Raw genomic sequence first — 11,723 nt, 5'->3', positions numbered from 1 at the left:
GCACGAGTGGCCCCCGAGGACCAATTCAACGATGACGCGTTCGGGCGACCCTCACCCGCTGGCCACACCGTGAGATAACTACCCGCCGTAGTACCAGTGACCGTCACGTTCACCACCACCGACACGGCATCGGCTGGCACCCCACCCACTCCAGCCACCGGTACATCTCGCTGCACGCCCGCACCCCACGCACTGCTGTAGGGGCCCACGGTCGTCGCCACCCGCGAATCCAAAATCCGCGCCGGAGTCAACGCCGTAAACAGCACCCCCACCGGAGGGGTGTCGGGAGCCCAGGTATGGAAGAGAGCGATGGTTCCCATCGCAGCGTTATAGCCATCCACCGCCACGCGATAGGTAACCCCCGGCATCACCGGAAACGACACCTCGCTCGTGGTTCCACCAACGATGTCGTCGTTGGCAGCCACTTCGATCAGCGAGTTCACTGATCCACCCGTATACACCGCGAGCAACGTGTCGAAGCTGGACCCTGGGGTGGACAACGTCACCGTGCCGGAGGCGGGGGCCGTGAACTTCCACCACACCGATGACCCACTGGGCGAACTCGCATGAGCCGGTTCACCGAGCTCAGCGGTGGCGCTCACGTTGGAGCCCCTCTGGGTGTTTATTCCGGTCAACGAAAACCCGGTGGCCGCTGTGAATACGTCGTTGCCCGGCTTTACCGGCGCCACAGCCCCCGAAAAGAGGAGACGATTCGGAGAGCCGGAGCCCCCGTTGGTAACCACACCGGTGGTTGCCGCAGCCACGAGAGCGGCGCTTACCCCCGCCGGAGTGAGGGTGGGATTGGCACCGAGGAGCACCGCGGCGGCCCCGGCGACATGGGGGGCCGCCATTGAGGTGCCTTGGGCTACTGCGGTGGCGGTGTTGCTCGTGTTCCACGACGACACAATGCTGACGCCTGGCGCGAAGAGATCGAGGCAGGAGCTGTAGTTCGACCAATCCGGCGAGAAATCCGTGCTGTCGGTGGCCCCCACGGTCACGGCGCCAGGGACGCGCGCCGGGCTGACCCCGCAGGCATCAATGCCGTCGTTGCCCGCCGCCACCACCACCGTCACCCCGTCGGCGATGAGAACTTCAACGGCAGCATCCAGCGACGACACCACGCCCGGGTAGCCAAGGCTCAGGTTGGCCACCGCCGCCGTTCCCGGGGAGTGGTCGGCCACGATCCAATCCAGGCCGGCGAGCAGGTCCGAGGTTGAGCCATCTCCAGCGCAGGGAAACACTCGCACCGCCACGAGCGACACTTGCTTCGCCATCCCGTAGGTCGACCCACCCACACTGCCGGCGACATGGGTGCCGTGCCCTTGGCATCCCGTCGTCCCATAGCCATCGTCGACGGCCGTGAAGCCGGACCGCACTCGCCCGCCGAAGTCCACATGGCTCGCCCGAATCCCACTGTCGACGATGTAGGCGGTGACGCCCGCACCGGTGCCGCCATAGGTGTAACTGCCGGACAGGGGTAGGCTTCGCTGATCGGAGCGGTCGAGGCCCCAGGGTGCTCCCGTCTGCGTACTGTCGAGGCTGATGACCTGATCTGGTTCCACGGAGAGAACCTTGGGGTCGCGCCGGAGGGCATCAGCGGCCTCGACACTCAACCGCATCGATGCCCCCGGAAAGACCGACCGGTAGGTGTGCTCAACCGAAGCACCCGCGAAGGCGCCCCCCCGCGTCTTCATTTCCGCCGCGCGCGCCGATGGCTCCACGCCGGCGGCGAAGCGCACGATGTAGGACCCCTGCACTACGTGACTGGGGGGCGGACTCCCCGCCCTCTTCGCCACTGCCCCACTCGGAGGGGACGCCGAAGCGACCGTCGGGCCCAGCGGTAGCGTCGCAAGCAACATCGCCACCAGGGCGAAGGCTCCGATCATGGCGATGCTTCGCGGTGGCAGCTTTCGGCCGAGCGGAGAGGCTCGCACTATCACCACATCTTCTTGAACATCAGGAGGCTTCCCGTTCGGCGGTGGAGGCAATTCCCACTCTACTGGGACCGACCGACTTGACCCCGCGGGCCACCATCATCACCTAGGCATCCCGGTTATTCATGTCGAGGCGGGATGGCCGTCGAGAGCACGACGTGCGCGGCCATCGCGTTGCGTGGTCGTGGCCGAAACGTGCCCGGCAGCGTCGGCGACACAGTGAAGCGGAGCGCCACTCTCCAACGCCAGAGTCACGAAGCTGTGCCGGGCATGAAGCCCACACCCGGCGGGCCTCGGTCACGTTGCGGCCACGCGCCGGAAACCATCTCTCGATGCCATGGCGGCCGTCAGCGTCGTCGATGAGATCGGCGCAGCCAGAGCGGAGGGTGCCCGTCGCAAGTTGGCCGACGGCGACCATCGTCTCAGCCGCTACAGGTCGGCGCTCGAGGCCGACGCCGACCCTGTGGTGGTCGCCGGCTGGATGGCGGAGGTCAACGCCGAGCGGATGTTCGCCGAACGGGACTTGGCCGCTGTTGCCACGTCATCGTCGCAGGTCACCACGGCCGACCGGCGACGCCTGATCGGCGGTGTCGCCGATGGGGTGAGGCTGCTCGTCTCCGGCGGAGCCCGGCGACAAGGCCGAGCTCTACGCCGAGTTCGGTGTCCGGCTCACGTTCGAGCCGGGCCGTGGTGTGGTGGTGGCCGAAGCCACACCGTGTACCACGGTGCGTGTCGGAGGGGGGACTTCAAACCTGACCCCAACGCTGATCGTGGAGACGACCTGGCCGATGGCGGCGTGACATTCCCACCCCGCAGACGCCGGGTCCTTGGTGCACAGGGTGTGTGCCCCTCCACTGGGATACGTTGTAGGCGTGTACAAAGCAGCGGTCCGCTGGATGATCCGACGCAACATTGGTTTGGCCAACGAGGGCAACTACGGTCCTGCGCTCGCCATGATGGCTCCCGACGCGACATTGACCTTCCCCGGCGACAACTCCTGGTCACGGCAGTTCCGCGAACCCGTGGCGGACCGGCGACCGCACCCAACGCACGTCGGGCGGGACGAGATCGAGGGGTTCCTCCGCCGTTACGCGGACCAAGGGGTGCACATGGAGGTCGAGGACATCCTCGTGAACGGTCCTCCCTGGAACATGCGTGCCGCCATTCGCGTGAACGACTGGATCAGGGACGATGCCGGCGGTGAGCGGTACACAAACCGAGCAGTGCTCATGGTGCGAACCCGCTGGGGCAAGATCGTCGAGCAGGAGGACTACGAGGACACCGAGCGAGTCGCAGCCCTTGACGCCCTGCCTCCGAGGAGCGAGTAGCGCGCCACGCCCGCCGCCAAACCCGGACACGTGCACTCGCACCCCGTCCGGTACCCGCCGGAATGTTGGGTTCAGGTGTTGTGTCGGAGGGGGGACTTGAACCCCCACGTCCCTAAGGACACCAGCCCCTCAAGCTGGCGCGTCTGCCAATTCCGCCACTCCGACGTGGCCCTCGGGTCTCCCCAGGGAGCGCTCACCGTACACGGCCTCCGGGGAGGGCTTCCAACCCACGCCGGGCTACTCGGCGACGGTCACCCGCTCCCAGTCGACCGTGCCATCCACCGCGTGAGCCCATCCGCTCACCTCATCGGCCACCACCACCTGGGTCCGAAACTGGGCGATAGGGATCACCACGACGGCATCCATCACCGTGGCCTCCGCTTTCGCCCACCGCTCGGTGTTGAGCGCATCGTCATCCGACCCCCGGGCTCGCTGCAAGAGGCCATCCACCTCGGGGCTGCGGAAGGCCGTCAGGTTGTCATCGGAGTCCGAGACGAACAGCGGCGTGAGGTACGCATCCGGCGAGCGGAAAGCGCCGATCCAGCCAAAAGTGAAGAGCGCCTGGCCCCCAGAAGCTACGAAGGCCTTGTAGTCGTCCAACGGCAGCGGCCGCAGGCTGGTGGGAATGCCCACCGCTTCGAGATCCGCCGCGATCAACTTCGCCATCGCTGTCTGAGCGGGCGACTCGTCATAGTCGATATTCACCGTGGGAACCCCGCCGCTGGGAAATCCTTTCGCCAGTAACGCCACCGCCCGCTTCGGATCCGGACCGCAGCCCCCACAACGCGCATCATCGTGACCCGCCACGCCCGCCGGGATCACCGTGGTCAGCGGATCGGCCAAATCGGCGTACACCGCCTTCACAATCTCCACCCGGTCGATGGCGGCCTCAATGGCCTGACGCAGCACCGGGTTATTCAAGGCTGCGTCGCCCAGATGCATTCCAAAGAACACTTCGGCCTGGAACGGGGCGAAAGACTCGTCGCCATAGGTGTTCACGGCGCTCTCGAACCGGTCGGCGGGCACCGTGGCCCAGTCGACCTCACCATCGACAAACGCGTCGTAGGCGGCGTTGGCGTTGGAAAACGCCCCCAACTCCACCGCCTCGAGCCGCATGGTCGCATCCGACCGTGGCTCCAGTCTCAGGCCACCCTGCGCCGCCGACACCACAACCCAACTCCCACTCAGATCCAACTCGGCGGTGGGCCCGCCCTCGGCCGCCGCCAACGATTCCGGCTCCACCACCCCAAAGGCCGGGCTCGCCACCACCGCAGGCAGCACCGACAACGGCTCGCTGAGCCCGAAGCGCACCACCTTGTCGTTCACCGCGCTCAGCCCCTCCAGATGATCGCTGGTACCGTCCACGAACTCGGCGAACCCCGTCACCGGCTCGAGCGCCAGAGCCGCCAACGATTTCGTACCCAACGCCGCTATTCGCTCGATCGACGCGATCACGTCATCGGCCTTGATCGAATCGCCGCTGGTGAAGTGAGCCTCCGGATCGAGATGAAAACGCCAGGCCGTGAAATCTTCATTGTGTTCCCAGGACACCGCCAGCCCGGGCTGCACCAACCCCTCGCTGTCGATGCTGGTGAGGCCGTCGTAGAGCAGGTCCAACACCATCTGATCGCTCGGCGAGGCCAGCGAGGCTTTGGTGGGATCAACCACCAGCGCCCCGGGAACGCCCACGCGCATCGTGCCTCCGCCCGACGAGGACGACTGTTCGCCACTCTCACCGTTGTTCGTGCACCCCGATCCCAGCGTCGCCATCACCGCCACCCCGGCGATCACCCGAGCGACCTGCGTTACAGCGCCGGTCATGGAGGACCTCAGTCGAGGAGAAAAGCTAGGCCGGTGGAGGTAAACACGAACGTCAGGGCCACGACCACCGTGATGCGGTCCAGGTTGCGCTCGGCCGCCGCTGATCCAATGGCGGTGGCACCGGCGCCGCCGCCGAACATGTCGGAGAGGCCGCCACCCTTGCCACTGTGGAGCAACACCAAGACGATCAACAGGAGACACACGATGATATGGATACCGATGACAATCGCTTCGAGCACAAAATCTCTCCTAGTAGCGGTTGTCCCGCCGGCCAAGACTATCAGGGGTGGGCGGTTGGCTCTAGCCCGCCGGGTGGACGCCACCCTCAGCGGCCCACGTTCCCCTTCGGGTCCAGCGCGTCACGCAGGCCGTCGCCCAGCATGTTGAAGGCCAGGGCCGTGAGCACCAGCAACGTTCCTGGAAAGACCATCAAATAAGGGGCGTTGCGGTAGAGCCCCCCGGGCACCGCCTGAGAAATCATCCGGCCCCATGACGGAATGTCCGCCGGCAGCCCAAAGCCTAGGTAGGACAGGGCGGCCTCAAAGAGAATGGCACCGGCGATCGAGAGCGATGCGTACACCACTGTCGCCCCCACCAGATGAGGAAAAATGTGTTTACGCAGGATTCGTGGGGTCGACGCCCCCAGCATCCGGGCCGCCGACACAAACTCCCGCTCCCGCAGCGACAGCACCTCAGCCCGAAACAACCGGGCCGGGTAGAACCAGGAAAAGGCGGCGATCACAAAGATCACTGTCCAGACGTTGCTGCGGAACACCGTGGACACTGCGATGGCAAAGAGCAGGAACGGAAAGGCCGCCACCACATCCATCAGGCGCGAGATCACGCCGTCGGTCAAGCCTCCGCTGTAGCCCGCCAGTAAGCCCATCACAAGGGCCACCACCACCGTGATGGCGGTGGAAACCACCCCGATAAACAAAGACGTACGAGCGCCGTAACTCAATTGCACCAGCATGTCGTGGCCGCTCACGTTGGATGCCCCGAGAATGAAACACGTGTCTTTCCCAACATCGGTCACTCCATCGCAGCCCCCCAATGGCCCCATCGGGAGCAGGGTGAAGTTGTCGCTGCCCGCCGCGTTCGAGGTGTTCTTGGGATGATTGGTCCACGACTCGAATAGCGGCGCGGCTGCCGCAAACGAAAACAGCAAGATGATGAACGCCATGCTGGCCAGCGCCGCCTTATCGCCCCTCAGTCGGCGCCACATCAGGGCCCAGGGGCCTCGGGTGGGAGCCGAGTTGCCGCCAACCTCGCTGGGGGCGAGAACATCTACCGGAATCGGCTGCAGTGCGGGGGGCATCGACATCGGTGGGTACCTCCTACCCGATCGCCAGCGCAAAAAGACAAAACATGATCCCGGCGGCCAACAGACCGAGGGCCAACCGCTCCGCCTCCCTACGCTCCACCTCGGAAGCCCGGGCGTAGACACCCGCCGTACGGCGGATGGCGGTGGTACGGCCAAAGGCCATCACTCCACCCATCACTAAGCCAACACCCACTACTCCCACGCCCACCGACAACCCCTGAGCCGCACTCGAGCCGAATCCCACCAGCACGAGCGCCACGAGCCCCGCCGCCCCGAGCAGCGCCACCCCTATCCCGGCCACGCGCCGCCATCCGGCAACGCGCTCCTCCCTGGTCATCATGGGCCCACCTCCGCAACGCCAAGGGCCGCCCCCGGCCGTCTGATGTCCTCTGGACTCGCCAGGGGCCAGGTTTCCACCGGGTAATGGCAGGCCCATTCATGGATACCCACCGGGCCCTCCAACTCCGGCTCTACCTCACTGCACGCGGGTTGGGCACGCGGGCACCGGGTGCGGAACCGACAGCCCGACGGCAGATCCAGCGGGCTGGGCACATCCCCTTCGAGCACGATGCGCGCCCGGTTCTGGGCCTGATCCGGATCGGCTACGGGGCGGGCCGACAGCAGCGCGGCGCTGTACGGATGATGGGGCGCCTCATAGAGATCCTCATCGGTCCCTCGCTCCACCACCCTGCCGAGGTACATCACATGCACTTCATCGGACACGCGGCGCACGATGTCGAGGTCGTGGGCGATGAAGAGATAGGTGAGCCCGAACTCGGCCTGCAGATCCTCGAGCAGGTTGATGATCTGGGCCTGCACCGACACATCCAAGGCCGAAACGGGCTCATCGCACACGATCAACTTGGGCGACAACGCCAGCGCTCGCGCGATGCCGATACGTTGGCGTTGTCCACCAGAAAATTCATGGGGGAAGCGATTGAAGTGCTCCGAGTTGAGGCCCACCAGCTCGAGTAGTTCCATGACCCGGGCCCGGCGAGTGGCGCTGGTCCCTACTCGATAGACCTCGAGCGGCTCTCCGATAATCTCGCTCACCCGCATCCGTGGATTGAGCGACGACATCGGATCCTGGAAGATCATCACGAGATCACGCCGGACCGACCGCAGCGCCTTCCCACTGAGTCGAGAGATATCCTGGCCCTCGAACTCAATGCGACCGCTGGTGGGATCCAAGAGCCGCACGATGCAGCGAGCCAACGTGGACTTGCCGCAACCCGACTCCCCTACCAGCCCCAGCGTCTGGCCCGCCTTGATCTCGAACGACACGTCGTCCACCGCCTTCAGGGTGGCGATCTCCCGCTGAAAAATAATGCCGCGCTTCACCGGAAAGTGCTTCGTCAACTTCTCTAGCCGCAGGATGGTTTCGCCACTGCTCACGCCGTACCTCCGGGGAACTGGTTCGCGGCATCATTACGGATCTCCGGGGCCAAGTGGCACGCCACGAAGTGCGCGTCGCCCGGGGCCGACACCAATGCGGGCTCATCGTCACGACACCGGTCCATCACATGGATGCAGCGCATCGCAAAGCGGCACCCCGTCGGTGGATCCAACAGGCTGGGCGGCGAACCGGCGATCGAAAACAACCGCTTCGAGCGCAAGTTGCGGCCCGGCAACGATCCGAGCAGCCCCCAGGTGTACGGATGCTGGGGGGCGTAGAACACGTCACGCACGCTGCCGCGCTCCACCACCTTTCCGGCGTACATCACCACCACCTCATCGCATAGTTCAGCCACGACGCCCAAATCGTGCGTAATGAACACCACCGCCGAACCCAAGTCGGTGCGGAGTGTGCGAATAAGTTCGAGAATCTGCGCCTGCGTCGTCACATCCAGAGCGGTGGTGGGCTCGTCGGCGATCAACAGTTTGGGATTGTTGATGAGCGCCATCGCGATCATCACCCGCTGACGCATGCCGCCGGACAACTCGTGGGGGTAGCTCGCCAGCCGTTCCCGAGGACTGGGGATACCTACGGCGGTCAGCATTACTTCGGCGCGCTTCTTGGCATCCGCTTTCGACAGCCCTGCGTCATGAATAAGGGCAGCCTCCGCCAACTGCCAGCCAATCCGGTACACGGGGTTGAGCGAGGTCATCGGATCTTGGAAGATCATGGCGATCTCCTTGCCCCGGAGGTTCTGCATGTCAGACGTCGACGCCTCGAGCAAGTCGACCCCGTCGAAGATCACGCGACCGGAGGTACTCGACTGCCGCATCGAAAGCAGCCGCATGATCGACAACATCGACACCGACTTGCCGCACCCAGACTCCCCCACGATGCCCAATACCCGACCATGATCAACACTGAACGACACCCCTTCGACCGCCCGCACCAGACCGTCATCGGTGGAGAAGGAAGTATGGAGGTCGTGTACCTCGAGAAGGGCCATGAATGTCCTAGCTGAGCCGAATACGAGGGTCGATGAAGGCGTACGCAACATCAACAACGATGTTGGCGACCACGATGAGTACGGCGGCGAAGAGCACCACGCCGCTAGTGAGAGGAACGTCAAGGCTGCTGGCGGCCGATACCGACAATTGACCCAATCCCTGGAGACCAAAGGTGGCCTCGGTGAGAATGGCTCCTCCCAACAGGAGTCCCAGATCCAAGCCGAAGATTGTCACGACCGGCAGTAGGGCATTGCGCATCGCATGACGAAAGACGGTCCGCCGTTCGCTCGATCCCTTGGCGCGCGCCGTGCGTACATAATCCTCCCCCATGGCATCCATCATCCCACCCCGGACAATCCGCACATACAAGGCCATAAAGGTAAGCGACAGGGTGGTGGCGGGGAGGATCAAATGCGACAGCCAGGGCCAGGGATTACCGAAGGAGAACTTGACGTACCCGCCCTGAGGAAACCAGTGCAACTTGTAGGTGAAGAAATAGAGCGCCAGGAGCCCAAAGTAATAGATCGGCAACGACTGGGCGACGAGTACACCGGTCACGGTGGTGCGATCGAACCACGAGCGGGGACGGATGGCGGAAATGATTCCCACGGGGATGGAAATGGACATCCAAATAACCCCCGCAACCAGGGTCAGCGAAGCGGTCGCCCCAATCCGGTCCCAGATCAACAAATCGACCGACCGCTGTTTGGCATAGGAGCGACCGAGACGCCCCACGAGTTCCCGACACCGGTCCTCGCTGGCATTGGGACACAGTCTCTTCTTCTCGGCATCGGATGGGCCGAGCACAAGGCGGTACATCATGTCGCCGTATTGCTGCATCACCGGCTTGTCGAGACCGAGGTTCTTCTCCACCTGGATGATCTCGGCCGCACTGGGGTTCTTCCCGGCGTAAAGGCGCGCCGGGCTGAGGTCGCTCCGGGCCCGAAGGACCGGACCGAAGAGAACGAACACCGACAGAGATACCCCCAGGATTACCAGCGCACCCCACAACAGTCGGCGAATCGTGTAGCGAAGCATCAGCGGGTCAGGAGGGGACAGTGGCAGCGGGTCTGAACCAGCGGTTTACACCCCCCCGTGATCACTCAAAGTGTTCCTTGTCAGGAGTCTTTGATGAAATACGTGCCGTAGTAAAAACCTTTATTAGGGCCGTAGATGTAGTTGCCAACTCGATCCGACACGAACGATACGACGCGCCGGTTGGACATTGGGAACCACGGAGTGTCGTCCTGCATCGTACTGGTGGATAGATCCGAGAAGGCGGCGGTTCGTTCGTCGCCCACCGGCATCAATGCAATCTCTTCGACCCGAGCATCGAACTTTTCGCTGCAGAACCGGCCATAGTTGGAACCCGAGGGCTCGCCATCCGGGCATGTCAGTAGCGGCCGGAAGAAGGTGATCGCATCAGCGAAATCCTGCCCCCAGCTGGCGAACGCCATCTCGAAAGGGGACGCGGGGTCGGCGATGTAGCCGTAATAAACGTCCGCCGACAGGGGTATGAGAGCTACGTCGAAGCCGATGGCATCCAGGTTTTCTTTGATGGCCGCCGCCTGCTCCGGAACGGGATCAGTGGTGCCATGGACCAAGGAAACCTTGATGGGAGTCGGTAGTCCGGATTCCTTCACGAGAGCTTTGGCCTTTTTCACGTCTAGGGCGAACACCTCGCCGGTCTCGGCAAAGGGGCCAACCATCAGATTCTTCGAGAGAATCTCCGACCACGCGCTCCTCACCAACTCCCCGCCAGCAATTTTTACAGCGAGTTCTCGGTCGATGCCCCAGTTCACCGCCTGACGCAACTTGACGTTGTCGAACGGTGCCTTGTCGGTACGGAACACGCCGTAACCCACTGCGGCATCGGGAGTGGAAAAGAAGCGGCCCTTGTACGCCGGATCATTGGCTACGGCGGGCACATCGGAACCGCTGGGCACCGCCAAATCAAAACTGATATCCAACTCATTGGCCTTGATCTGTGCGAGTTGAATGTCCGCCGGTACGCCGATGACGATCTCGGCACCATCGATGTTGTTGTGGTTGTCCCCTTCAGGAACACCGGCCGCCACGTTGTCGTCCCAGGTGGGCTCACGCACCACGGTGACGGACTTGTCGCCGGTGTAGTTGGAGATCTTGTACGGGCCCACGTAGGCCGGAGGTACGTCGAGTAACTCACGGGGGGTGCTGGCGGGACGGATGAAGGACCATGCCATGGCCAGCAATCGCAGGAAGGAACCGTCAGGCTTTTCCAGCCGGAACTCGGTGGTCAGTTCGCTCGTCGCGGTGACCCCCGCCAGAGACACCTTCGATGCCGGGTCGTCGGTGAGGGCCGTGGTGAATTCGTCGTACCCCTTGATCACCTCGTAGTAGCCCGAAGAAGGAGGCCCGCCGGAGGCACACTGAATGTTGGGATCGAGCATGTACTCGAAGGTGGCCTTCACATCCTTTGCCGTCACCGGCTGACCATCGGGAAAGGTAAGGCCCTTCCGAAGAGTTACCGAATAGGTAAGGCCATCTTCGCTCACCGTGGGCATCTCGGCCGCTAGGTCGGGGTAGACCTCGTCAGTCGCCGGAGACTCAATGGTTTCCGGAGAGCCATAGAGGCCGCGGGCCATGAAGAAGAAGAGCGAAAATGACGCGCTGTAATAGGACAACCCGCTCCAGCAGTCGATGTTCTCCTCCATCGCCATCTTGAGGACGCCCCCCTTGGTGGGGGTGGTCAGCGGCGGGAACGTGTCCGCAATCCCGGAGCCCTCCGTGGTGCTCGAGGCCTCATCGCTGCCATTGCCGCCACACGCGGTAGCCACAAGAGAAAAGGCGAGCAGGACACCTAATAGCGGGAACCAGGATCTACGCACGGATACTCCTCAGAAGACGGAATGCTCGCTTAGCAACACGTTGCCC

The 11,723-nt window shown here is 63.8% G+C and carries 10 protein-coding genes and 1 tRNA gene; 1 reads left to right on the top strand and 10 read right to left on the bottom strand.

What is annotated here, in order from left to right; translation table 11 throughout:
• Window positions 1-1,859 (bottom strand): S8 family peptidase (locus EXQ71_11615; GenBank protein ID MSO88145.1); only part of this gene is annotated, 1,859 nt, incomplete at its 3' end.
• Window positions 1,860-2,830: 971 nt separating this feature from the next.
• On the opposite strand from EXQ71_11615, the gene EXQ71_11610 reads away from it, so the two are divergent.
• Window positions 2,831-3,262, top strand: a complete 432-nt coding sequence (locus tag EXQ71_11610; protein ID MSO88144.1) for a nuclear transport factor 2 family protein — start codon at window positions 2,831-2,833, stop codon at window positions 3,260-3,262.
• 78 nt (window positions 3,263-3,340) lie between these two features.
• Here EXQ71_11610 and EXQ71_11605 read toward each other — a convergent pair.
• The 9 genes from EXQ71_11605 to EXQ71_11565 form a co-directional block, all read right to left on the bottom strand.
• Window positions 3,341-3,427 (bottom strand) — tRNA-Leu (locus tag EXQ71_11605).
• A 72-nt stretch (window positions 3,428-3,499) separates the two neighbouring features.
• On the bottom strand, window positions 3,500-5,083 hold the full coding sequence (locus EXQ71_11600; GenBank protein ID MSO88143.1) for an ABC transporter substrate-binding protein: 1,584 nt from the start codon (window positions 5,081-5,083) through the stop codon (window positions 3,500-3,502).
• A gap of 8 nt (window positions 5,084-5,091) precedes the next feature.
• The gene (gene secG / locus EXQ71_11595; GenBank protein ID MSO88142.1) at window positions 5,092-5,310 is read right to left on the bottom strand and encodes a preprotein translocase subunit SecG; all 219 of its coding nucleotides are present in this window, start codon (window positions 5,308-5,310) and stop codon (window positions 5,092-5,094) included.
• A 98-nt stretch (window positions 5,311-5,408) separates the two neighbouring features.
• On the bottom strand, window positions 5,409-6,407 hold the full coding sequence (locus tag EXQ71_11590; protein MSO88141.1) for an ABC transporter permease: 999 nt from the start codon (window positions 6,405-6,407) through the stop codon (window positions 5,409-5,411).
• A gap of 13 nt (window positions 6,408-6,420) precedes the next feature.
• Window positions 6,421-6,747, bottom strand: coding sequence for a hypothetical protein (locus EXQ71_11585; GenBank protein MSO88140.1), 327 nt, complete (start codon window positions 6,745-6,747; stop codon window positions 6,421-6,423).
• Entirely contained in the window at window positions 6,744-7,802 is a 1,059-nt protein-coding gene (locus tag EXQ71_11580) for a dipeptide ABC transporter ATP-binding protein (GenBank protein ID MSO88139.1), read from the bottom strand. The genes EXQ71_11585 and EXQ71_11580 overlap by 4 nt, the downstream gene beginning before the upstream one ends.
• Complete coding sequence (locus EXQ71_11575; GenBank protein MSO88138.1) at window positions 7,799-8,809, bottom strand: ABC transporter ATP-binding protein; 1,011 nt, start codon at window positions 8,807-8,809, stop codon at window positions 7,799-7,801. Before EXQ71_11575 ends, EXQ71_11580 begins: the two co-directional genes overlap by 4 nt.
• A 7-nt stretch (window positions 8,810-8,816) precedes the next feature.
• Window positions 8,817-9,848 carry an ABC transporter permease gene (locus tag EXQ71_11570; protein ID MSO88137.1) on the bottom strand — a complete coding sequence of 344 codons (1,032 nt, stop codon included), beginning with the start codon at window positions 9,846-9,848 and terminating at the stop codon, window positions 8,817-8,819.
• 80 nt (window positions 9,849-9,928) lie between these two features.
• Complete coding sequence (locus EXQ71_11565) at window positions 9,929-11,677, bottom strand: hypothetical protein (protein MSO88136.1); 1,749 nt, start codon at window positions 11,675-11,677, stop codon at window positions 9,929-9,931.
• Between the last annotated feature and the right edge of the window lie 46 nt (window positions 11,678-11,723).

The organism is Acidimicrobiia bacterium, from assembly GCA_009694375.1.
GTDB lineage: Bacteria > Actinomycetota > Acidimicrobiia > Acidimicrobiales > VFJN01 > VFJN01.
The sequence above is the reverse complement of the archived record's forward strand: the minus strand, read 5'-3'. Positions and strand labels throughout refer to the sequence as shown.

Excerpts from the sequence above, each read along its gene's own strand:
- EXQ71_11610 (MSO88144.1), top strand. The coding sequence starts at position 2,831 with ATGATCCGACGCAACATTGGTTTGGCCAACGAGGGCAACTACGGTCCT.
- EXQ71_11600 (MSO88143.1), bottom strand. The coding sequence starts at position 5,083 with ATGACCGGCGCTGTAACGCAGGTCGCTCGGGTGATCGCCGGGGTGGCG.
- EXQ71_11590 (MSO88141.1), bottom strand. The coding sequence starts at position 6,407 with ATGTCGATGCCCCCCGCACTGCAGCCGATTCCGGTAGATGTTCTCGCC.
- EXQ71_11585 (MSO88140.1), bottom strand. The coding sequence starts at position 6,747 with ATGATGACCAGGGAGGAGCGCGTTGCCGGATGGCGGCGCGTGGCCGGG.
- EXQ71_11575 (MSO88138.1), bottom strand. The coding sequence starts at position 8,809 with ATGGCCCTTCTCGAGGTACACGACCTCCATACTTCCTTCTCCACCGAT.
- EXQ71_11570 (MSO88137.1), bottom strand. The coding sequence starts at position 9,848 with ATGCTTCGCTACACGATTCGCCGACTGTTGTGGGGTGCGCTGGTAATC.